General features: G+C 66.2%; 19 protein-coding genes. 10 read left to right on the top strand and 9 right to left on the bottom strand.

Features of this window, described 5'->3' with window-relative positions:
* Positions 1 to 164 precede the first annotated feature (164 nt).
* The 3 genes from P2869_RS10745 (at position 165) to P2869_RS10735 (ending at position 5,674) form a co-directional block, all read left to right on the top strand.
* Positions 165 to 1,958, top strand: coding sequence for a sensor histidine kinase (locus P2869_RS10745; protein WP_277596432.1), 1,794 nt, complete (start codon positions 165 to 167; stop codon positions 1,956 to 1,958).
* Positions 1,959 to 2,217: 259 nt separating this feature from the next.
* On the top strand, positions 2,218 to 3,675 hold the full coding sequence (locus P2869_RS10740) for a sigma-54 dependent transcriptional regulator (RefSeq protein ID WP_277598112.1): 1,458 nt from the start codon (positions 2,218 to 2,220) through the stop codon (positions 3,673 to 3,675).
* A gap of 616 nt (positions 3,676 to 4,291) precedes the next feature.
* Entirely contained in the window at positions 4,292 to 5,674 is a 1,383-nt protein-coding gene (locus tag P2869_RS10735) for an undecaprenyl-phosphate glucose phosphotransferase (protein ID WP_199539768.1), read from the top strand.
* Positions 5,675 to 6,030: 356 nt separating this feature from the next.
* Here P2869_RS10735 and P2869_RS10730 read toward each other — a convergent pair whose 3' ends face one another.
* Positions 6,031 to 6,981, bottom strand: coding sequence for a helix-turn-helix domain-containing protein (locus P2869_RS10730; protein ID WP_233425762.1), 951 nt, complete (start codon positions 6,979 to 6,981; stop codon positions 6,031 to 6,033).
* Between the two features lie 724 nt (positions 6,982 to 7,705).
* Between P2869_RS10730 and P2869_RS10725 the strand changes: the two genes are divergently transcribed.
* The 7 genes from P2869_RS10725 to P2869_RS10695 all read left to right on the top strand — a co-directional run bounded on the left by P2869_RS10725 (position 7,706) and on the right by P2869_RS10695 (position 13,878).
* Positions 7,706 to 8,869: a hypothetical protein gene (locus tag P2869_RS10725; RefSeq protein WP_277596431.1), complete on the top strand. Its 1,164-nt coding sequence runs from the start codon at positions 7,706 to 7,708 to the stop codon at positions 8,867 to 8,869.
* A gap of 107 nt (positions 8,870 to 8,976) precedes the next feature.
* Positions 8,977 to 9,909 (top strand): UTP--glucose-1-phosphate uridylyltransferase GalU, encoded by a 933-nt coding sequence (gene galU / locus P2869_RS10720; protein ID WP_277596430.1) that lies wholly within the window; start codon positions 8,977 to 8,979, stop codon positions 9,907 to 9,909.
* A gap of 159 nt (positions 9,910 to 10,068) precedes the next feature.
* Complete coding sequence (locus P2869_RS10715; protein WP_277596429.1) at positions 10,069 to 10,386, top strand: YnfA family protein; 318 nt, start codon at positions 10,069 to 10,071, stop codon at positions 10,384 to 10,386.
* Positions 10,387 to 10,728: 342 nt separating this feature from the next.
* Positions 10,729 to 11,910, top strand: a complete 1,182-nt coding sequence (locus P2869_RS10710; RefSeq protein ID WP_277596428.1) for an FUSC family protein — start codon at positions 10,729 to 10,731, stop codon at positions 11,908 to 11,910.
* Positions 11,911 to 11,990: 80 nt separating this feature from the next.
* Positions 11,991 to 13,046, top strand: coding sequence for a DnaJ C-terminal domain-containing protein (locus P2869_RS10705; RefSeq protein ID WP_277596427.1), 1,056 nt, complete (start codon positions 11,991 to 11,993; stop codon positions 13,044 to 13,046).
* Entirely contained in the window at positions 13,021 to 13,452 is a 432-nt protein-coding gene (locus tag P2869_RS31100) for a 2Fe-2S iron-sulfur cluster-binding protein (protein ID WP_346833726.1), read from the top strand. Before P2869_RS10705 ends, P2869_RS31100 begins: the two co-directional genes overlap by 26 nt.
* Before the next feature lie 159 nt (positions 13,453 to 13,611).
* Positions 13,612 to 13,878, top strand: a complete 267-nt coding sequence (locus P2869_RS10695; protein WP_126876144.1) for a hypothetical protein — start codon at positions 13,612 to 13,614, stop codon at positions 13,876 to 13,878.
* Positions 13,879 to 13,941: 63 nt separating this feature from the next.
* Here the strand turns inward: P2869_RS10695 and P2869_RS10690 are convergent, their stop codons facing one another.
* The 8 genes from P2869_RS10690 to P2869_RS10655 form a co-directional block, all read right to left on the bottom strand.
* On the bottom strand, positions 13,942 to 14,340 hold the full coding sequence (locus tag P2869_RS10690) for a hypothetical protein (protein ID WP_277596426.1): 399 nt from the start codon (positions 14,338 to 14,340) through the stop codon (positions 13,942 to 13,944).
* Positions 14,341 to 14,454: 114 nt separating this feature from the next.
* Positions 14,455 to 15,465 (bottom strand): SDR family oxidoreductase, encoded by a 1,011-nt coding sequence (locus P2869_RS10685; RefSeq protein ID WP_277596425.1) that lies wholly within the window; start codon positions 15,463 to 15,465, stop codon positions 14,455 to 14,457.
* A gap of 34 nt (positions 15,466 to 15,499) precedes the next feature.
* Positions 15,500 to 17,167, bottom strand: a complete 1,668-nt coding sequence (locus P2869_RS10680) for a GMC family oxidoreductase (RefSeq protein ID WP_277596424.1) — start codon at positions 17,165 to 17,167, stop codon at positions 15,500 to 15,502.
* Positions 17,157 to 17,828, bottom strand: coding sequence for a gluconate 2-dehydrogenase subunit 3 family protein (locus P2869_RS10675; RefSeq protein ID WP_277598111.1), 672 nt, complete (start codon positions 17,826 to 17,828; stop codon positions 17,157 to 17,159). The genes P2869_RS10680 and P2869_RS10675 overlap by 11 nt, the downstream gene beginning before the upstream one ends.
* 68 nt (positions 17,829 to 17,896) lie before the next feature.
* Complete coding sequence (locus tag P2869_RS10670) at positions 17,897 to 18,940, bottom strand: hypothetical protein (RefSeq protein ID WP_277596423.1); 1,044 nt, start codon at positions 18,938 to 18,940, stop codon at positions 17,897 to 17,899.
* Between the two features lie 75 nt (positions 18,941 to 19,015).
* Complete coding sequence (locus tag P2869_RS10665) at positions 19,016 to 20,242, bottom strand: enolase C-terminal domain-like protein (RefSeq protein WP_277596422.1); 1,227 nt, start codon at positions 20,240 to 20,242, stop codon at positions 19,016 to 19,018.
* Between the two features lie 319 nt (positions 20,243 to 20,561).
* Positions 20,562 to 21,281, bottom strand: a complete 720-nt coding sequence (locus P2869_RS10660; protein WP_277596421.1) for a DUF4396 domain-containing protein — start codon at positions 21,279 to 21,281, stop codon at positions 20,562 to 20,564.
* A 394-nt stretch (positions 21,282 to 21,675) separates the two neighbouring features.
* Complete coding sequence (locus P2869_RS10655) at positions 21,676 to 22,908, bottom strand: FAD-dependent oxidoreductase (protein WP_277596420.1); 1,233 nt, start codon at positions 22,906 to 22,908, stop codon at positions 21,676 to 21,678.
* Positions 22,909 to 22,940: the final 32 nt, after the last annotated feature.

Raw genomic sequence — 22,940 nt, 5'->3', positions numbered from 1 at the left:
GTCTGGGCTCCAGGTCGCGCGACAAAGCGTGACGACGATGCCTGGCGCATAGGGTTATGCCTGCGAAAGCAGGCCCCGAAAACCCACAAAAACCCGGTAGTTACGGCAGGTTTTTCATGTGCGAGAATAAGTTTCCGATTCGCGAACGGTAGGTGGGCCATTGCATGCGATCGGGTCAGGCCATCGGGGGAGGCGAATTGAGGGCGCTCACGGACGTATCGCATCTGTTCCTGTCGACGCTGCCGCCCGACCGGCGCCAGCGCCGGCTTGCGGCGGTCATGATGGTCGCCTCCGTGGCGATGCTGGCCGCGCTTGCGCCGTTTGCGCGCGTGCAGTTGCCTGCGGTCTGGGCCTTCATTCCCGTCTACGAAACCGCGATCATCGTCATCGACCTGGTCACGGCCTGGCTGCTGCTCAGCCAGTTCTCGATTCTGCGTTCCCGTTCGTTGCTGCTCCTTGCGGGCGGCTATCTGTTTTCCAGCCTGATCGCGTGCGCGCACATGCTGAGTTTTCCGGGGCTGTTCGCGCCGTCGGGACTGCTCGGCGCGCACGACCAGACCACCGCCTGGCTCTATATGTTCTGGCACGGCGCGTTTCCCGTCGCGGTGATGGGCTATGCATCGAGCCGGGGCGAGGGCGGCTCGCGCCCCGCGTCGGTGCGCGGTGCCGCCGTACCGGTTGTGTTGTGCGTTGTCGGCGTGGCGGTGGGCGCAGCCGCCTTCATCCTTCTTGCGACCACGTGGCACGACGCGCTGCCGCGCATCATGCGCGGCTCGACCATGGCGTCGGGCATATTCGTCGTGGTGGGCACGGTCTGGGCGCTGAACGTGGCCGCGCTCGTGGCGGTGTGGCGCCGCACGCCGCGCTCGGTGCTCGATCTTTGCGTGATGATCGTGCTCGTTGCGTGGCTATGCGATATCGCGGTGTCCGCGGTACTCAATCACGGCCGCTTCGACCTGGGTTTCTACGCGGGGCGCGTATATGGTTCTCTCGCTTCGACCGTCGTGCTGTTCGCGCTGCTGTTCGAGAACGGCAAGCTGTACGCGAAAACGGTGCGGGCGCTGGAAGGCGAGCGCTTCAAGCACCGCCTCGTACAGGAGAAGACCGACGAGTTGAACGAAGCCAACGAGCAGCTCGAACAGCGCGTCATGGCGCGCACGGCGGAACTCACCGCATCCAACGACGAACTGCGCCGCGAGGTGGAAGAGCGCCAGCGCGCACAGCGTGACCTTGCCGCGTCGCGGGAGGAGTTGCGCGAGATGTCGGCCATCAGCGCGTCGGCGCGCGAAGCGGAGCAGCGGCGCATTGCGCGCGAACTGCACGACGAACTCGCGCAGACGCTTGCCACCTTGCGAATCGATCTGGAGTGGCTTATGGAGCGCGTGCCTCAGGACGACGCGGCGCTCGCGCGCAAGATTGCGGGCATGCATGGTTTGCTCACCGACGCCGTGGGGTCCACGCGGCGCATTGCCGCCGACCTGCGGCCGTTGATGCTCGACGACCTCGGGTTCACCGCGGCCACGCAATGGCTCGTGGAGAACTTCGAAAAACGTTACCGGATGGGTTGCACATTGCATATCGAGCCGGCCGACCTCGCGCTGGCCGAACCCTATGCAACGGCCGTGTTTCGCATCGTTCAGGAGTCGCTTGCGAACATCGCGCGGCACGCGCAGGCCTCGCACGCCGAAGTGGACCTGCGTTATCGCGACGGCGCGCTCGCCCTCACCATTCGCGACGACGGCGTTGGCTTCGACCCGCGCAGCACGCGCAAACCCACTTCGTTCGGCCTCGTGGGGCTGCGCGAGCGCGCGTATCTGGTGGGCGGCACGTTGCGCATCGATACGTCGCCGGGAAAGGGGACGCACGTCGAGGTCCATCTTCCGCTCAGCGCGGACGCGACCGGTGGCAGCGGCCAGCCGGCGCCGCAGAACGGCACCCTGCCGAATACGATCCGCTGACGGCGTGTGCCGCGAGCGCCACGAAATCGGAAAATTCCTACGCCGGGTCCACAAGTCCTACACCGATTACGGCCACGACCGATACAGCACGCGGCCCGAAATCGCCACACTGCATGCTGCGGGATTTTGGCCGCGCCGCGCGGACGCCTATGATGAACGACAGGCCGCGCTGCATCCAGCGACACCATTTTCATCGGACAAGAACGTGCAGAAGGTGCCCAAAGGGAAGACCGATACGCTTCAGACGCATGCGGCGGAAGTGACCGGCGACGACGCGCGCGCGGACGCTCACGTGCGGCGGCTCGTCTACGTGGCCCGTCAGCATGACGAATCGTTGATGGCCTACCTGCGCGAGGCCGGCTGGGAAGTCGTGGCCGCGCGTACGCCGGCTCGCGCGGAAAAGGCGGCGTGCGGCGCGAGCACCGCGGGCTTCATCGACTTGTCCGGCTTCGCACCACGCGACTTCGCGGAACTCGAAGCTTGCCTGAAGACCTCGCCGCTCGGCTGGGTTGCCACCGCAAAGACCAAACAGCTCGCCGATCCCACCGTGCGCCGCCTCATCAGCCAATATTGTTTCGACTACGTCACGCTGCCCATTCCGTGGGACCGCTTCGCCGAGCGGCTGGGGCATGCGCTCGGCATGGGCGCGCTGGGCGCCCAGCTGCAGACTGCCGAAGGGGCGAGTCATGACGCGATGATCGGCGAATGCGATGCGATGAGGCAGCTCTTTCGCACCATCCGCAAGATCGCAGCGAGCCATGCGCCCGTGTTCATCTCCGGCGAATCGGGCACGGGCAAGGAGCTGACGGCGCGCGCTATCCACGAACACTCGCCGCGCCGCGGCGCGCCATTCGTCGCGCTGAATTGCGGAGCCATTCCGCATCACCTGCTGCAGTCCGAACTCTTCGGTTACGAAGCGGGCGCGTTCACGGGCGCGACGCAGCGCAAGACCGGCCGCGTGGAAGCGGCCGAAGGCGGCACGCTCTTTCTCGACGAAATCGGCGACATGCCTATCGAGGCGCAGGCAAGCCTGCTGCGCTTTCTCCAGGAGGGCAAGATCGAACGGCTGGGCGGCCTGCAATCCGTGGCGGTGAATGTGCGCGTGATCTCGGCCACGCACGTCGACCTCGAAGGCGCGGTGCGTGAAGGACGCTTTCGCGAAGACCTGTTTCACCGCCTGTGCGTGCTGCGCATCGACGAGCCGCCGCTGCGCGAGCGCGGCGCCGACATCGAACTGCTCGCGAATCACATGCTGGCGAAGTTCCGCTCGGACAGCACGCGGCGCATTCGCGGCTTCACGCCCGACGCCATCGAGGCGATGCGCTCGTACGGCTGGCCTGGCAACGTGCGCGAACTCATCAATCGGGTGCGTCGTGCCATCGTGCTGGCGGAGCATCGGCTCATTTCCGCTCACGACCTTGAACTGCGTCCTGCCGACGAGGGGCCGATGACGCTCGCCCAGGTGCGGGAGGCCGCTGAAAAGCGCGCCATCGAAGCCGCGCTGTTGCGGCGGCGAAACCGCGTGGGCGAAGCGGCCGAAGCGCTTGGCGTGTCGCGCATCACGCTGTACCGGCTCATGAATGCGTATGGCATGCGCCCGGCGGCGGAAGACGCACCTCACGACGCAACCCATGACGACACAACCCCGGCGTCTCCCGATGGCGGCACGGCGCCGGAGGCCGGCGCACCGTCCGGCGATAGCGGAAACCCGGTCTGACGGCGGCGTTGTGGCGCGTTGAGCGCCGCAACGGGACTGAACGTTGCATTTCTTTCCCGCGTTTCTTTCTGTTTTTTTTCGCATTTCTCCCGCTTTTCCCAATCTGGCATTTCCTTTTCCTGCGCCGCGCCGATGCTCACCTGAATCGGCTTTATGTGCGCGTGCAGCAACTTGGCGGAATCCATCACGAGCGTGACGGAATTCGACATTTGGCTTGCCATATCCTTCTAGCCATGGGTTGCATCAAGCCGGGCGAGCGCGATGCGCTCGCAGCGTTTCGCTGTGAAGCCCGTCTTTCAAGACCGTTGGGTCTATCGATCGTGTAGGCGGCGAGGGGAGCAGCTTGCCGTTTTAGCGTGAGCACGCGCGTGATTTCGCACCCGAATGTGGTCGCGGTGGAACGCTATTCACGCGGTGATTTTTGCAGCCATTTTCAATATTGGAAATGGCGTCTTGAAAATCAAGCGGAATGCCTGATCGGAAAAGGGAAATGACAAATCAAATGCGGTAATGGATCCGCTAACCGATTTATCGCTTGTGTCCGGTCGTTGTCTTCCTCGCCTGCACGACCTCGCTTCGAATTGAGCTACGCATCCTCGCAACGGAGAAAGCAGACATGGCCGGATTCCAGGGAGTGTTCGCGCGTGCAGTGGATGTCGCGCTGATCGTGGGCGGCGGCGCGCTCGCGTCGCGTATCCGCTTCGAGGAACTCGCAGACGCGCATTCTCCCGCTGCCTTCATCGCGTTTGCCGCAGCGTTTGCGCTCGCTGTGCTGCCGGCGTTCGACATCTACGAATCGTGGCGGGGCCGTTCGACGCTGCACCATGCGGGCCAGTTGCTGCTCGCGTGGCTCGTGGTGCAGGCCTGTGGCGTGGCGCTCATGTTCGTTCTGCACCAGAGCGTGCTGATCTCGCGGCTGTGGTTCGCGTACTGGACAGCCATGACGGGCGTTGCGCTGGTCGCTTCGCGGGTGGCCTCGCACCTCGTGCTCGCCCGACTGCGCAACGCGGGACTGAATTTGCGGCGCGTCGCAGTGGTCGGGTTCGGCGGGCGGTCCGATCAGGTGCTGCGCAACATCGAGGTGTCGGCGGCGAGCGGTTTTCGCGCATGCGCACGCTTCGATCTGCGCGACGCCGGCAACGCGGCCGGGCACGCTACGCTGCCTGCCTTCGCTAACCTCGACGCGTTCGTGCAGTACGTGCGCGCCGAGCGTGTGCAGGAAGTGTGGCTCGCGCTACCGTTGTCCGAGGAGCGCATGATCGCGCGCGTCGTGAACGAGTTTCGCGACGACCTCGTGAACATCCGCTTCATCCCGGACGTGAGCGACATGACGCTGTTCGACAGCAGCATGATCGAGCTGATCGGCGTGCCCGCCATCAACCTGATGGCCTCGCCGCTGCCGCTTCACGCGAAGCTGAAGAAGGAGCTGTTCGACCGCTGCTTCGCCGCCGTTGCGCTCGTCGCACTCTCGCCGCTGCTGCTCGCGATCGCCATTGCCGTGAAGCTCTCGTCGCCGGGGCCCGTGCTCTTTACGCAGTTCCGCAAGGGCGCGGACGGACGCGTTTTTCGTATCTACAAGTTCCGCTCCATGCGCATGCATCGCGAAGAACCCGGTGTGGTGCGGCAGGCTACGCGCAACGACTCGCGCATCACGCGTGTGGGCGCGTTTCTGCGACGCACGAGCCTCGACGAACTGCCGCAGTTCTTCAACGTGCTGCTGGGCGATATGTCGGTAGTGGGGCCGCGGCCGCATGCCATCGAGCACGATGAGCTGTACCGGAAGATCGTCGACGGCTATATCCATCGCTATCGCATCAAACCCGGCATCACCGGCTGGGCTCAGGTGAACGGCTACCGCGGCGAGACCGACCAGCTCGAGAAGATGCAGGGCCGGGTCGAGCACGATCTCTACTACCTGCGCAACTGGTCCTTCGCGCTCGACATGCGCATCGTCTTCGCGACCATCGCGAAGGGCTTCATGCATCGGAATGCTTATTGAATTGGGCTGAGCGGCGGGAGCGCGGGCGCTCCGGTCGCCTCGGCGGTTCTTGCTGGCTCCCCTCTTTCCGCTGTTCTCTGCTTTCTTCGTTAGTCTCCCAGCCAACGCTTGCTCGTCCGTCCAGGCCACGCACCCTGGGCGCGCGAGCATGCGCTTGTGTTCCGGTAGCGCCCCCGCGAATTCGCCCCAAAAAAGAACCCGCCGATACAACAGGCGGGCGCAAACGGGGCCAAACCTCACGCGTTACATCAGACGCATACGCAAGCTGCATGACGTGACCTGCGCGCCGCGGCTCCGGTCGCGCGACCCCCTCTGTCGTTTCACGTCATGCTGGGCGGACTATGTGCGCGGCGCAGCTACATGGTCTTGACCGCAGGCCGCCTTGTTGCTCGATATTCGGTCGGCGTCGAACCGAGGTGTTTGCGGAACAGCTTCGAGAGACGTCCGCCGCTGCCAATGCCGCACCGGCGTGCGATCTTGTCGACGGGTAGATTCGTTTCGGTAAGCAGGCGGCAACTCATGTCGAGGCGCACGTAGAGCAGGTATTCGGAAGGCGTTACGCCCATTTCCATCTTGAAGCGCCGCAGGAAATTGCGCTCGCTCATGGCGGCCACCTGCGCGGCGTCGTCTATGGAGACCTGGCGGTCGCCGTTCGCCTCGATCCAGCGTGCTGAAGCCTGAATCTGTTCGCTGATGCAGATGGACGCGTTCTTGCGCACGATGGCCGTGAACTGCGTTTCGGCGGGCGGCGCCACCCAGTTGCCGATCTGCCGCGCCACATCCGAGCCGTGGTCTTCCTGCACGACAGCAAGCGCCCGGCGCAATGGATTCACGCACTCGGACAAGATGCGGTTGCCGGGTGCATTGCGCGTGAGTTCGCCCATGCGCTCGCCGTGCGAGTCGTTGCCTGCCGTCTGCGCGATACCCGCTGCTTCGAGCAGCAGCCGGCCTTCGCCGATAGGCACGATGGATTCGCTGCGCGGATACGCGCGGCGCAGCCACGTGATGAGACGCTCGTCGCGCAGCGCGTGACTCACGCCCACGCCGCCCACGATGAAGAGCGTATGAAACGGGTCGGTGAGGCGATGCGCCTCCACACTCTCGGTCCAGACGAACACGGAAGACGAGCTTGCGATGCGGCCGCCCGATGCCGAGAGCAGGCACACCTCATAGCGCGTGCCGCCGCGCTGCGAACTGGTGAAGTCGTTCGCAGCCTGGAAGACTTCCACGATCGTGGCGGCACCAGGAAGGGCAAAGCCGTTGAACAACGCGATGCCAATACGTTTTGTGATGCGCGTTTCAGGCATGACGCTCGCCGGTGCTGCACGATTGACCTGGACGTTGACAATGCACTCCATCTGACTTCCCCGAAAGATAGGTGGTCCACTCCGACTGGCATTGAGGCGGATTAATTGGTCGCTCGATGCTACCTGGCGTTTATCTCAAGCGTAATTTACTGGCCGATTTCGCCAATAATTTGTCGGATATCGTCCACGGTCAGATAAGCGAATTATTAATGCCGAATTGAAGCGCATATCGCGCATGTGGCTATGCCAAACCGGCAATAGTCTTCGGTTGAAACGTTTGCTTTTTCATCATTGTGCATAAATGGGGCTTGAATCGCGTGTGACGTTAGCAGCCGTTCGCCCCAATGCGCGTGCGGCTGCACGAGGTCGTGCCATGCACGACGGACGCAACGCGAGCGTACCGGGTCGAAGGCCCTCGGACGGTCATCCGGGGTCGCGGCTTATGTGCCCGCGTCATACTGGTTTTGGAGAGTGGCTTGCTGCATTTGGCGCGACTGAAATTGTTGCAAATTCTTTCGCGCGACATTGTTCACGACGGTCGTAAATGACAAACCTTTGTCGGAATATGCCAATGCTGCTGGCTTATCGTATGCAGACAGAAATAGTGCGTAATGCCTTTTGATTGCGTGATTCGGTATCCAGAAAGAGGTGCAAATATCAGCATGGGCGCCTGTGACAACCGGTATCGAGTCTCGCACACACGACAATGAGAGCGTCTCGCGACGTGACCACACCCATTTTGATCATCGAGCCGGTGGCGCGCGGCTTTCGCCTGGAGGTGCTTGCCAGTGCGATATCGGCCATCCGCAAACGTTCAATGTACCCGATTTTTGTCATTACGCGTATGGATTTCGCAAGCGCGGAATTGACCCGGCTCGATATGTCAGCGTGGCAGCAGGTGCATATCGTGCAGGCGCCAATCGACTTCGGCGGTGCGGCTGTGGGCCGGGTGGATGCCGATCGCATGGACGCGTTGCTGAATGCATGCGCGGAAGTGGTGACGCATGATCAAACAGCTCACCTGATTTTCCCCGGCGCCGACGAATATCTCGATGCATTTTCTGTTCACGCCTCTTCGCTCAAACAACGATTTGCACGCTCGCGCGTTTCCGTATTGATGCAGAACACAGAGGATCTGCTGGCGCGAGAACTGAAGGCATCGGGAAAGAGCGGCGCATTAGGGCGGCAAGCGGTGAGGTCGCTGAATGCGGCCGACGCCACGCTGATCGCGTTCGACGATGCCTTGCGCGGACATCGCATTGGTCAACGCGAGATCGTGGTGCTGCCCGACCCGTGGCACGGCCACTTCGCTCTGGCGCAGCGCAGGCAGTTACGCGAGCGCTTCAACTTCGCGCCCGCGACGCTGGTGATGGCGGCGGCGCTCGATCCCGCGGCGGGTGGCGACCCGGCGCCATGGCTTGCCGCTGCGGAGCGGCTGGCCGAGGTGCCGGGTGTGCACCTCGCGCTGCACGGGAAGGTCCGCGCGCTCGACCGGCCGAAGCTGCGTCGCCTCGTCGAACGTTTTGGCGGGCGCGTGAGCCATGCGGGATCCGCTGTCGCCCACGGTGACGTCGCGTGCGACGTGCAGCTTCTCGCCGCCGCCGACGTCATGCTCACCTCGTTGATCGGCGCTGCTGATGGTCCGGGCGCCGATGGCCTGTGCGAGCGCACGCCGTTGTCCGAGGCGCAACAGGCGCGCCTGAACGGCTTCGGTGCCGCGTTCGATCACGAGGCCGCGCGTCAGCTCGTGGCGAGTGCAGACGCGCTGCGCCTGTTTTCCGGCAAGGAGATGGCGCTGCTGCGCGACACGCTGGAGCGTCATGCGCAGGAACTGCTGCTCGATTCATTCGGCGCGGGCTTGCGTGCTGCGATCGGGCTCGGCGCCTGAGCTGCCGTGAATCCGCGCCGCAGCCTGACGCGAACCACGTCGCCACGAAGCTGCACTCCGCAAGCCTCCGCCGCTTCCCCGCGCATTCACCTCACTCCGGAGTTCACATGCTCAAAGTAACCAAGGCGGTATTCCCCGTGGCCGGTCTCGGCACGCGCTTTCTGCCCGCCACCAAGGCGAGCCCGAAGGAAATGCTGCCGATCGTGGACAAGCCACTGATCCAGTACGCGGTGGAAGAGGCCATGGCCGCCGGCATCACCGAAATGATCTTCGTGACGGGACGCAGCAAGCGCGCCATCGAAGATCACTTCGACAAGTCTTACGAGATCGAGGCCGAACTCGAGGCGCGCGGCAAGGACAAGCTGCTCGAACTCGTGCGCAGCATCAAGCCGAGCCACGTCGACTGCTTCTATGTGCGGCAGCCCGAGGCACTCGGTCTGGGCCATGCGGTGATGTGCGCGGAAAAACTCGTGGGCGACAACCCGTTCGCCGTGATCCTCGCGGACGACCTGCTCTACGGCACGCCGCCCGTCATGCAGCAGATGATCGAGGTGTTCGACCACTATCACAGCTCGGTGATCGGCGTGGAAGAGATCCCGCCCGAAGACACGAAGTCGTATGGCATCGTGGACGGCAAGGAGTGGGAAGACTCGATCATCAAGATGTCGGGCATCGTGGAAAAGCCGGCACCGGACGTGGCGCCGTCGAATCTGGGCGTGGTGGGGCGTTATGTGCTCAAGCCGCGCATCTTCCAACATCTGCGCGCGCTGAAGCCCGGCGCGGGCGGCGAACTGCAACTGACCGACGCGATCCAGTCGCTGCTCGCCGACGAACAGGTGCTCGCGTACAAGTATCACGGCACGCGTTTCGACTGCGGCAGCAAGCTCGGTTATCTGAAGGCGACCGTGGAGTTCGCGTTGCGCCACCCCGAGGTGCGTGCCGATTTCGGGGCATACCTCAGTGATCGGCTGGGGCTTGGCGAGGCTTTGGTGAAGGCGGCGGCGGAGGTGTCGGAGGAGCGCGCAGAGATCACCGGCTGATGCAGCGATAACCGGCGTCGTTCGCTCGCGGCGGTATCATCGGCGCACTTTCCGCTCGCACGAAAGCGGCACCGACGACGCGGTAGATCAGGCGGATCGCGGCCGCCCGAATCTCATGCGGGTCTCCGGCAACCGCCGCTTCGCTACCCCGATTGCCGAATGAAAACGTTCCTTCTCTACGTTGCGACTGCCGCGGCCGAAATCATCGGCTGCTACCTGCCTTATCTGTGGCTGCGCGAAGGACGCAGCGTCTGGCTGCTCGCGCCGGCTGCGCTCTCGCTGGCGCTCTTCGCCTGGCTGTTGACGCTGCATCCCGCCGCTGCGGGCCGGGTCTATGCGGCCTACGGCGGCGTGTACGTGTCCGTGGCGCTCGTCTGGCTCTGGGCCGCGCAAGGCATTCGGCCCACAGCCTGGGATTGGTCCGGCGTCGCCCTGGCGCTGGCCGGGATGGCCGTGATCGCGTTCCAGCCGCGCTGACACCCGCTTCCATCACCAAGACGCGCCGAGGTGTCGACGCCCCGACGCGCGCCCGGAGCGTTGCGCGCAATTTTGTCCAGTTATCATCCGGGAAAACCCTGCCTTCCATCTGGCTGCGCCAGCGTCCTCACCAGGATGCGCGCGCGGCGCGGCACGGTTCCAACGTTCGCCGAATGCGCGTGTAGCCGGAGATCCCGGCGCAAGCGCGCGTCGGTGCCGACTCACTGCCGGGCGCCAATCCGGCCATCGGCGCGCGGCCACAAGCCGGGCGACCGATCCGCATGAACGTCGTCGAACATGATGATTGCCGCTGCTTGTTCAATCCGCGCGCGCTCCTCGCGCGTGTTTCAAGTCCTGCATCACCGCGCGCTGATCGCGGACCCCGGGCTGCTGCGTCTTCGCAATGCCGCACGCTCGGCGCTTGCGACCCTGGCCACTGCCGTGCTCGCTTCAGGCTGGGCGCTACGTCACCATCAATCTCTTACCGCGGCCGCCCTTGGCGTGCTGTTCGCGATGATCGCGCCGCTCTTTCTGCGTGACGCGCGATGGTCGAACTGGATGGTCTCGCTCGGCTGGCTCTATGCCTCGACCTGCGCGTGCTTCGTGGCATCCGCGGCGGTGGCCGCGCAACCGGCCATGCGTGCCGCCGGCCTTCTGTTCGTGGTGTTCGCGGGCATGCTGTACCAGCGCAGCGGGCCGCGCGCGATTGGCTGCGCCATGCTCGCGCTGGTCGCTTTTTACCTCGGGCTGTACCTGCATCCACAGCCTGCCGCAGTGGTCGAGATGCTCGCTGTGTCGGCCTGTGCGCCTGCCGTCGTGACGTTCGTGTCGCGCGTCCTTATTCCCGTGAAGCCGCGTGGGGCGTCGTCCATGTGGCCGCTGACCACGCGCGCCGTAGCGCGCGGCATGCTGCGCACAGTGGCGCGCTTCAATCGCTCGGCGCGGCGTGGCCGTTGTGTTCTGCGCGCGCTATGGCGACGCGAAGAGGCCGTGCTCGTCGCGCTCATCGCGCTCGCGCATCGCGGACGCGCGCTCGCATGGCTACCCGCCATACCCGCGACCCTTGCGGCGGCGCTGGCGATGCTGATTGGCAGCGGGTTGTCGGAAGAGCGCTGGATGTGGGCGGTCATCAGCACGTTCGTGGTGTTCCTCGGCACCACGTCGCGCGAGCACACCATCAGCCGTGTGATGCAGCGCCTCGCGGGAACGCTTGCCGGGGCGCTTGTGAGCGCACTCGTCGTGACCGCGTTCCGGCACACGCCGGGCGTGCTCGCGGCAGCCATGGTGCTGTCCGTGTTCGGCTGGGCCTATTACATCTTCCACGCCTACGCGCGAGGCGTCTTCTTCATCACGGTGCTCGTGGGGCTGGTCTATGGGTCGCTCGGCTTCGAGATCGTGCCGCTCGCACGGCTGCGTGTGGAGGAAGTCGTGGCGGGGTGCCTGATCTCGCTGGCGGTCGCGGTGCTCATGATGCCTTCGGCGGCGGCGCGGCGCGTGCAGCCTGGCGTGGCGGCGGGGCAATAGGAACGGCGGGAACTGCGCCGCCCGCTGCATCCCTGTCTTGATAGACTTGCGCTTCCAGAAAAATCAGACGGGGAAAACGCGTGAGCCTCGACGAATACTACAGACGGCTCGAGCTGTCGGGCACGGCGTCGCCGGCGGACATCAAACGCGCATACCGGCGGCTGCGGGCGAAGTACCATCCGGACCGCAACAAGGGGCGGGAGTCGACCGTCGAGCCGGTGTTCAAGCGCGTGCAGGAAGCGTTCGAGATCCTGATGGGCACGCGCGAGGCGCCGGCGTCGCCCGCGTCCGCGAGAGCACCGGCAGCAAGGCCGGGCAAAGACCCGGCCAAAGGCAGCGGTAATGAAGACCGCGGCAGAGACAGCAGCAAGGAAACCGCAGCGCACGCGGCCGCGCGCGAGTTTCGCCACGGACCGCCGATGCGCGGCGCGAACTGCCTCGTCGAACTCTTCGTGCCACTTGAAGCGGCCATTCACGGCGGCGCCGTCGAGGCCAGCTATCCCGTGAATGTCTCGTGCCGTGAGTGTGGCCAGTCCCGTCGGTCTCACGCGTCGGCCTTCGGCTGTGCGGCTTGCGACGGCAGCGGCCTGACGTCTCACGGCGCGCGCTGCGCCGTGTGCGCGGGAACGGGCCGGCCGCTGGGCGGGCGCTTGTGTGCCGCGTGCGCCGGCACAGGCGTGACGAGCGAGCGCAAATCACAGACCGTGCCGGTGCCCGCAGGCGCGTGGGATGGACAGCGGCTCGTGGTGGAAGGCGGCGGCCAGCCGGGCGTGAACGGTGGCGCGCCGGGCGATGCGATCTTTTCTGTTGCGATCGTTTGCGGTTCCGCGTTCCGGCGCGACGGGCTGAATCTGGCCTGCGAGATCGAAGTGGATTTCGTCACCGCGACGCTGGGCGGTCCTTTCGAGACGCAGGTGCTGGGCCACCCGCTGCAACTCGCGATTACGCCGAACGCCCAGCCGGGCAGCACGATCCGGCTGCGCGGGCAGGGCCTTGCGGACCGTCACGGCAAGCGCGGCGATCTCACGCTGCAAGTCGTGCTGGGCATGCCGGCTGCCGTCGAGTGTCTGAGCGACGAGGAGCGGCATCAATTGCGCAAGATGTTTGCGGATGCCCAGCAGCGGCTTCGCGCGTGACGACTGGGCGTTTGCCACAGCGACAACCGGGCGGGTGCTCGAAGGCGGCGAGGCGCTGAAGGCCGCCACGCTCTGGCGCCGCGACGTGACGCTGGGGCCGGGCCCGGCACTGAAGGTCTCGGCGCCGATCGGCGGCGCCGCGCTCGACATCGCTGCCCAACACAACGAGCCCGCCACCGTCCCCGCCCCGCTCACGGTGAACGGCAAACGGTACGAACTCGAAGTCGAACCGTGGGCCACGCTGCTCGACCTGCTGCGCGAACACCTGCATCTCACGGGCACCAGGAAAGGCTGCGGCCGCGGGCAGTGCGGCGCCTGCACCATGCTCGCCGACGGCGTGCGCATGAGCGCGTGTCTCGCGCCGGCGGCCGTCTACGACGGATGCGTATCGGGTTTCACCGCATAGGCCGTTTCGCGCGGTGTGAGTACCGTGGCGCGAGGCACGAGGAATGCGAGGTTGACGGCGCACGTGCCTCGCCTAAACTCTTCAGACGTTTCCGGCATCGGCATTGCCGGCCTTTGCAGAACCCTTAGGACCCTTCGGATGTTCGATGGAGGTCACGCCATGAACGCGCAACGTTTAATCGTCAGTGCCGACCGCGGCAAGCTCAGCGTGATCGCCGTATGGAAAACGCTGCAACGGTATGACGTTCAGGTGAGCGGCTGCAAGGCGATCGTGGACGCGCAGCGCGGCGCCGAAAGCCTCATCATCGACCTCGCCGATACCACGCCCGAACGCGTGAGCAACGTGGTGGCCGCGCTGAACCGCCAGCCCGCGCCGCTCAAGGTGATGGTGAGCGTGGCAGCGGACGCGGTGCAGCGGGCGAGGTGAAGCGCGGCATGAGCGCGGCATGAGCGCGGCATGAGCGCGGCATGAGCGCGCGCTTTCGTTCGCTCAGAACAGCTGGCGTGGCCGGCCTTCCGCCATCTCGTGGGGCATCGTCTCGGGCAGCGTAAAGATGACGTGCGGCAGATCGTCGAGCAAACCCTCGAAGCGCGCGTCGGCTTCGCTCGTGAAAAGCGCATCGAGGTAATCGAAGCTCAAGAGCGGTACGAGCGCGCGCAGCGCCGCTTCCTCATCGGGCTGCGGGCCGGTTTCGATGCCGTCCACGTCGAGGCGCACAGAGCATGCCGTGCTTTCCGGGCGGTCCATTGCGCCGATGTCGATCAGCTTGCCCGCAACGTTTTGCGCGAGCACCCGGCCGTTATGAGCGAACACGCGGAAGGGGCGGTCGAACTGGGGCAGCGAACGCCGTGCTTCGCTTCTGACTTGCCTTCGTGTTTCGTTAGCCATCCTGATTCCTCCTCATTTCAGCATGAGACCGGCGTGAGACCGATCACATGTGCCGAGGTCGCAAGGACGGTGCCACGTCGGCCGCGCTGGGCGCGCGAGGCGCCTGAACCGTCCCTATACGTCGCCTCCCCGCCTGCGCCACGCGAAGAGCGCGGCAAGCGCGAGGGTCGCCGCGGCGAACGCCGTGCGCCGATGCGTGTCCAGCCACAACGCGGCGCTGGTGGCGCGCGCTTCGTCGCCGAACGCGCCGCGCAGGCGATGCTTGTCGGGCACCGGGTCCCAGAGGTCGACGGGGCGCGCGGGGTCGGTAGGCGTCTTGCGCTGCTGGCCGCGCCACGCATGGTGTGCGAGATAGCGGTCGAGCCATGCCGGCGCGATCCGGTTCGCAAAAATCGCCTTCACGGACGAGAAGCCCACGTCGAGTTCGCGCCGCTTGTGGGTGGCGGCCCAGAAGATGGCGCGCGCAGCCACCTCCGGTTCGTAGACCGGCGCGACGGGCCGCGGCTCGCCCGGCAGGCGGCAGAGCGCCCAGTCGAATTGCGGCGTGTTGAGCGCGGGCATCTGCACCATCGTTACGTGCACGCGGCTTTTCTCGTGCAGCAGCTCGCTGCGCAGCGCGTCGGTGAAGCCGCGTATGGCGAATTTGGCGCCGCAATACGCCGATTGCAGCGGAATGGCGCGATACGCGAGCGCTGAGCCCACCTGCACGATCGTGCCGCGATTGCGCGGCCGCATATGCGCGAGCGCGGCCATCGTGCCCCACACGTAGCCGTGGTAGGTCACGTCCGTGACGCGCGCGAACTCCGCGGGTTCAATCTCCGTGATGGGTGCGAATACCGTCACCATCGCGTTGTTGACCCATACGTCGATGGGGCCCAGTTCGCGTTCCACGAGATCCGCGGCGGCGTGCACGGCGTCGGCGTCGCTCATGTCGAGCGCGATGGGCAGGGCGCGGGCGCCCAGCTGCCGAATGCCTTCGGCGACGGTTTCGAGCGCCTCGGCATCGCGCGCGATGAGTGCCACGTTGGCGCCTCGCTGCGCAAAACACAGCGCCGTCGCGCGGCCCACGCCTGCGCTCGCGCCCGTAACGACCACGACTTTCGGTGTGCGTGAAAGGAACGGCATGACGTTGTCTCCTTTGTGCTTGTGTGGGGAGTCATCAGAGTTCGCCGCGCGAGCGCAGCGTCGCGATGCGATCCGCGGTGCGGCACGCAATGGCCTGGATGGTGAGCGACGGGTTCACGCCGCCTACGGTGGGGAACACCGAGCCGTCGCAGACCCAGAGATTCGGAATGTCCCAGCTGCGGCAGTCGGCGTTCACGACGCTCGTGCGCGGGTCGTCGCCCATGCGCGCGGTGCCGTTGAGGTGGCAGGTGTCGTCGTGCTGCCTCCAGACGTTGCGCCCGCCCGCCGCTTCGAGCGCGCGCTGCATGAATTCCAGCGAGTGCTCCACGAGCTTCAGGTCGTTTTCGCAGTACGAATGCGTGACGCGCGCAATGGGCAGGCCGTACGGGTCTTTTTCGTCGGCAAGCGTGACGCGGTTGCACTCCTGCGGCAGCGTTTCGCCCACGATCTTGAGGCCCGCCTGATGGTTGTACTGCTCCATCTCGGCGGCAAGCGCGTCGCCCCACAGCCCGCGTCCCGTTTGCACCGCGGCCCATGCCTTCGGCAGCGGCCCCTGGCTCATGTAGCAATAGCCGCCGAAGAAGTCCTTGCCTTTGTCGGTGTAGTTCCAGTGCTCGGTCATCGCGAGCGAGGGCGGCCCCTTGTACCAGCGGATTTCTTCGTCCATGAGGCCCCAGACGGCCTGGTTCGACTGCACCATCAGGTTCTTGCCGACGAGGCCCGAGCTGTTCGCGAGACCGTCGGGAAAGCGCGGCGTGGCCGACATCAGCAAGAGGCGCGGCGTTTCGATCGCATAGCCCGCCACCACGACGTTGCGCGCGCGCTGGAATTGCCAGCGCCCTTCGCGGAAGTACTCGACGCCGTCCACGCGGCCCTGATCGTTTACGGAGATGCGGCCGGCCATCGCGAGGTCGCGAATCTCGGCACCGGCGCGCAGCGCGCGCGGTATCCACGTGACGAGCGCGCTTTGCTTCGCATTGGTCGCGCAGCCCGTCACGCAGAAGCCGCGATAGACGCACGGATGCGCCGCACCGCGCGGTGCGGAGACGGTGGCGAGCGGGGTGGGCGTCCACGGAATGCCGAGCGCCTCGCAACCGCGCGCGAGCACGAGCGCCGCGGCGTTCAGTTCATGCGCGCGATACGGATAGCGCGGCCGCGGCGGACCCCATGGGTAGTTCACGGGGCCCGATATTTTCAACGCGTCTTCCACCTCACCGTAGTAGCGCCACATCTCGCGCCAGTCGATGGGCCAGTCCGCGCCGTAGCCGAGCAGGCTGCGCGACTTGAACCACTCGGGACGAAAGCGCAGCGACACCATGGCGAAATGCACGGTACTGCCGCCCACGGCCTTGCCGCTGTTGTTGCTGCCGAGTTTCAGCGGATGGTCGCCGTCGCAGAGGCGTTCGTCGGTCCAGTAGAGCTTGGACTGGTGCGTTTCGTCGGAGGCGAATTCTTCGAGCGGACGCCACCAGGCCCCTGCATCGAGCGCAACCACCTTGAAACCGTGCTCCGCAAGCCGACAGGCAAGCGTGCCGCCGCCCGCGCCGGTGCCGACGATCGCGAAGTCCACGGGCTCATCCTGGCGGTACTCGCGCATCGGCACCCAGCCGCCGCGCGTGAAGACGTCGGGCGCGCGGCCGTGCTTGCCGCGTGGGTGGTGCAGGGCGTCGGTGAGGGAATCGGTGAGCACGTCATCGGACACGGCGGTTCTCCCGTTCCACGCGCGCCATGTCTGCGGGCGTGGTGTCGTGTGCCTCGACGGGCTCCCACGGGTCGCGGCGATTGGCTTGCATGCGCACATAGCCGCGCGGATTCGCCGGGCCGCCGAAGCCGATCTCGCTCCACGACTGCGGATGCCCGTAGTACGCGGAGCCGAGGTCGTGCAGCACGCGTTCGGTGAAGAAGAGGCCGCTTGGCATGCCGTGCCATTCGGGGCCGTCGAGCGCGCCGCGCTGCATGTCGCGAATCAGGTCGTCGCGTGAGGCGTTATCGAGTTGCGCGAAGGGCACGCGGTGACGCGTGCGGCTCGCGGCATCGAGCGCCGCGAGACCGGTTTGCCAGGCTTCGCGCAGCGGCGGCAGCCGTGCGTCGCGAAAGCCGTCGCGCACGTCGTCGGCGAGTTTGGCGTCGATGTAGGCGGCGAGGGGCACGGCGGGTTCGTGTGTCGCGACGTTGTCTGCGTCATCGTTTCTACTGCCGTTTGACGTCGGACGTGCGGCCTGCGGAATGATCGCGGCACACAACGCCTGCAGCGTCTGCCATTGCGCTTCGTTGCAAAAGCGCGCGACGTCGCGCTGCGCGAGCCGATGGTCGATCACGGCGCGCGTCGCGTCGTCCCACGACACGCTGTCGCGCTTGCGCATGACGTCATAGCCTGGATAGCGGCCCGACGATCGGTCATGTACCGGCGACGATGTCGACAAACCATGCTTCATCTTTCCGTGCTCCTCAAACGCAATGCCGCGAGCCCCGCGAGCGCGAGGGCCGTGAACGAGGGCGGCGCGGGCAGTGGCGGACCGTTGAGCACGTTCTGCGTCCACGCGCGCCAGCCGCCCTGATAGCGCGCGATGCCGCGCGCGTGAAAGGCCACGCCGATGCCGCCCAGCGCTGCGGTGACGCGCAGCCACAGCCGGGTCCACCAGCGCTCGCGCGGCTCACCGAGCGCGGCGCACGCGAGCAGCCCCGCGCTGATGGGCGCTACGACCACGGGCGCATACATCGCGCGATGCTGGAACGAGCCGCGAAAGTGCAGCAACGCGACCTCACCCAGGGTGCCCACCAGCCCCACGGCGGAAACCAGTGCAAGCGCCTTGCCCGCGGGCATGCCGAAGAGTTGCGGGTCTTCGGCGGGTTCGTCGCGCAGCCGTTCGGCCACAGCGCCGAGCACGCCGGAGAGCAGCAACGCCATGGGCGCGCCAAGCGGCGCGCCGTAGAACAGGTTGTGCCAGCTCAACTGCCCGGGCCGCTTCGTCACGTTGTAGAGATGGAACCCCGTGCCCACCACGCCGACCGTTGCCGCGAGGCGATACGCCGCGTGTCGCAGCGCATGCAGCCCCGGCGTGCGGTCCGTGCCGCCGTGCGCGCCCGCGGCGAGTGCGAGCGCGCCGGCCACGAGCGGCGCATACATGGCGCGATTCTCGAACGACCCGCGATAGTGTTCGATGCCGCTGTCCGTCAACGCTGACCACGCGAGCAGGGCTGAACTGCGGTTGAACGCGCGGGCCGCGAGGATGTGCTCGTGCACGAGCGTGCCGTCGCGCTCGCGGGTGGCGGGCATGGTGTTCGCCGAGGTGCGTGGCAGGCGGGCGCGAGCGGCGGAGCCAGCGCTGGACCCGAGGTTGGACCCGGGGGTGAGCCATTCGTCGGCGGCACGGTCATCGTCGTGGTGGGCACCGCGTACAAGAGCAAACGCGGCGAGGCCCACCGCGCCGGCCACACCGCAGAGCGACAGAAAAGAGTGACCTTGATCGTTCATCGCATGTTCATCCGTTGTTCTCTCCTTGCTGTGGCGGCACTGCGCCATGGCGTCCTGACATCGTGGCGCGGCGGCTCACACGGCGAACTGCCGCGCATCCGCGTAGCGAAAGGCGAGGCCGCAGCCGGGCCGCGAGAGGTCCGGCGCAATGGCACCGTTGCGCGGCACGGGTGCGCCGTCGAACAACATCGCTTCGATGCGCACGTGGTCGTGGAACCACTCCTGATGACGCAGGCCCGGCACCGCGGCGGCCACGTGCAGATGCAGCGCCGGCGCGCAGTGCGCGGAAAGCGGCACGTGCCACGCATCGGCAAGGCGCGCGGCCTGCATGAAGCCCGTCACGCCGCCGCAGCGGCTTGCGTCGGCCTGCAGCACGTCGACGGCGCGCGCTTCGAGCAGGCGGCGCGAATCGTCGGCGGTGTAGCTGTATTCGCCCGCGGCGATGTCCATGCCCGCGGGCGCGCGCAGACGGATGGCGTGCAGGCCCGCGGTGTCGTCCGAACTCACCGGCTCTTCGAACCACGTCACGCCGTAGGGCGCGAACGCATCGGCGGCGCGCAGTGCCTGCTGTACCGAAAGTGCGCCGTTCGCGTCGACGAAGAGTTCGGCGCCTGTACTGCCTGAATCGCTTGAACTGCCTGCTCCGCCTGTACCGATCGCCGCGCGCGCGTGCTTCACGCGGTCGGGGTCGCGCGCCGGGTCGCTGCCCACTTTCATCTTCACGGCGCGGCAACCGTCGTGTGCGACCCAGCGGCCCAACTGTTCCGCGAGATGCACATCGGTGTAGTTCGTGAAGCCTCCGCTGCCGTAGATGGGCACCGATTCGCGCGCCATGCCGAGCACCTGTGCGAGCGGTGCGTGCAGCAGCTTCGCCTTGAGGTCCCAGAGCGCACAGTCGAGCGCCGAAATGGCCGTGGCGGCAAGTCCCGCGCGCCCCAGGTTGCGCACGCGCTGCTGCATGCGCAGCCACAGCGCGCCGGTGTCGCCCGGGTCCGCGTGCATGAGCACGGGCGCGAGCGTGTCGCGTATCAGGCTCGCCACGCAGGCGTCGGAATATGTGTAGCCGAGTCCCGTTTCGCCGCCCGCGTCGATCTGTGCGACCACGAGCGTGGTGGCGTTCCAGCTGAAGGTGCCGTCGGCCTCGGGGCTTTCGGCAGGAACGGTGTAGGCCGCGGCGCGCAGGGCGGTGATGCGCGGGCCGAAGCGGCGCTCGTATCCGTCGGTGAGGTCCGTTTTGCCGGTGGACTCCGTTCGCGGTTCGCGTGATTCGCGCGGTTCGCGTGATGAGGGCGCGTCGTTCATTTCGTTCGTCGCCTGTGGGTTCGTCTGCTGCGCTTGACAGCGTGCTGATGGCAGTTGCATGCGGACGTCGTTCTGACCTCCGCCCACGAGGCGCGCGCAACATTCGTTCCTTGCAGCACGTAAGCGAAAGAGCAGGCATGCGCGCGACGGTGACCATTCGTGGCCAGTCGTGGCCATTCGCAGCGGCGGCAAGGGCGGCGCTGTTGCATTGCCTGGAATTTTTACCTGGCTTTCAGCGGCATTTGGCGAAAGAGCGCAGTTGCAGAAAACGAAACCGGAGACGAGCGCGAGGGCTCGTACGCTACACGCGCTACATGCGCTACATGCGTTCCTTGATGCCGCGCGCGATCAGCCACACGTTGACCGGATACGTGGTGGCGAAGCCTGCGAGCATGGCCCACTGCATCGGCAGCCAATAGGCGAGCGTTTTCGGCGTGAGCCCGGCAAAGGTGTGGGACGTGATCCACATCACGACGAACATGCCCACTTCGTAAGCGACGAGCGAGAGCGTGTCGGCCTTGATGGCCTGCACGAGTCCCGCGCGCACGCCGAGGCCGCGCATGGGCGCAATCGCGAAGAACTGGAACACGATGCCGAGCACGTAAGCGAGCCCGAAGCCGATCATCACCTTGCCCGCGAACACCGAGCCCCACGGCCGGAACCGGGTACCGTAGGCGAGCCAGTCGCCGATGAAATCGCCGAGCGCGCAGCCCGCGCCGCAGTGTGCCGCGCCTTCGAACACGGCCTGCCACATGGGGCGTGATGGCGATGACGAAAAAGCGTGCTTGCTGCTCGGCTGGCTGTGTTCGCCGTGGGCATGTTGCACGCCATGTGAACCCGCGCTGTTCGCGCGACCGAACCACAAATAAAAGATCAGCCCCACAGGTCCCCAATAAAGCACCGTCAACGGCCAGACGAACGCCATCACGCGCATGGGCGGCCGGTGCCGGGGCGACAAGACGTCCGCGGCGACGTAGAGCGCGGCGAGCACGGAAAGCGGTAGCCACACCGCTGCCGCCTGAGCGAGCCAGGATGGCATGAGAGCCCTCGCAGATACAACCGGTGCGTTGGAAAGAGGCCGAGACGATGCGCGGCACGAACGAGGCCGGCGCGGTGTTTGTCGATCAGAGCTATTGCGATTGATCGCGCAACACGGGCCGCACCGGCAACACGGGCCGCACGTTGCGTCTGGCACGTCGACCCGTTCAGCACGAAGCGCGCCCGCGGTCGGGAACCGTGGGCGCGCTTCGTGTTGCAGACGGGAACAGCGTGCGGGGGGAAAGCGCGCGAGAAGAGGGTTCAGGCGGCTGGTTCAGGCAACTGGCTAATGCAACTGGCAAATGCAGCTGGCCCATGCAACCGGCCCATGCAGCTAGCTAATGCAGCCGCAGACAACCTGAGGCGCGCACGCGCAACCTCAGGCCCGCACCCCCTCAAAACCGATCGGCCCTGAACGGCCGCGGATCCACCACCGGCTGCGTGCCCGTCACCATCTCGGCAATCAGCCGTCCCGTGACCGGCCCGAGCGTGAGGCCGTGATGCGCATGGCCGAACGCGAACCACAGGTCGGCATGGCGCGGCGCCGGGCCGATCACGGGCATCATGTCCGGCGTGCATGGGCGGCGGCCCAGCCACGGCGTGGCATCCAGACGTTCGCCCAGCGGAAACACCTTGCGCGCGATGGGCTCCACCGCGTCGAGCTGGGCCGGCGTGGGCGGCGCATCGCGCAACGCAAGCTCGGCGCCCGTGGTGAGGCGAATGCCGCGCGCCATCGGGGTGATGAGGTAGCCGATCTCGGCATCGAGCACGGGCTGGTTGAGACGCGCGCCGTTTTGTGCAGCGTAGTGCATGTGATAGCCGCGCTTCACGGCGAGCGGCAAGTGGTAGCCGAGCCTGGTCGTGACGAGGTCGGACCAGGGGCCCATTGCCACCACCGCCGAACGCGCTTCGACTACGCCTGCGTCGGTAGTCACGCGCCAGCCGGGTTCGAGCGTAGTCGCGTCGCCCGTCAGGATGCGGCCGCCCAGTCGCACGAAATGGCGCGCGTAGGCCGTGACGAGTGCGTTCGGATCGCTCACCGAATCCGAGTCCGTATAGCGCAGTCCGCCCATGAGATCGTGGCTGAGCCACGGTTCGTCGTGTTGCAGGCGTGCGGCGTCGAGCACGTCGAACTGCACGCCGTACTCCGTGTTCCAGCGGCGCGCCTGACGTTGCTCCGCTTCGAACTTCTGCGCCGTGCGAAACACCTTGACCCAGCCGCCGGTGCGCAGCAGATCGCCCGCGCCCGAGGCCTCGATCAGCGCGCGATGCTCGGTAATGCAATGCTCGATCAGCGTGGAATACGCGCGTGCGATGGCCGCGTGACGATCGGGCCGCGAGTTGTACCAGTAGCGGTAGAGGAACGGCAGCAGATGGGGCAGCGCGGCCGCGTGGTAGCGCACGTCGGTGGAACGGTTCAGCGCATAGCGCAGCAGGGTGCGGAAGTCGCGCGGAAAGGCGTACGGATACACGCCCTCGCGTTGAATGAGCCCGGCGTTGCCGAACGAGGTTTCGTAGCCGGGCGCGCGGCGATCCACGAGCGCGACCGCGAGTCCGCGCTGTTGCAGATGCAGCGCGACGGAGACCCCCACCATGCCTGCGCCGAGTACGACGGCATCGAACTTCATTGCAGCGATTCCTTGTTTCGTTGTGTTGTTGT

The sequence above is a fragment of the Paraburkholderia sp. SUR17 genome (assembly GCF_029536165.1).
Taxonomy (GTDB): domain Bacteria; phylum Pseudomonadota; class Gammaproteobacteria; order Burkholderiales; family Burkholderiaceae; genus Paraburkholderia; species Paraburkholderia kururiensis.
The sequence above is the reverse complement of the archived record's forward strand: the minus strand, read 5'-3'. Positions and strand labels throughout refer to the sequence as shown.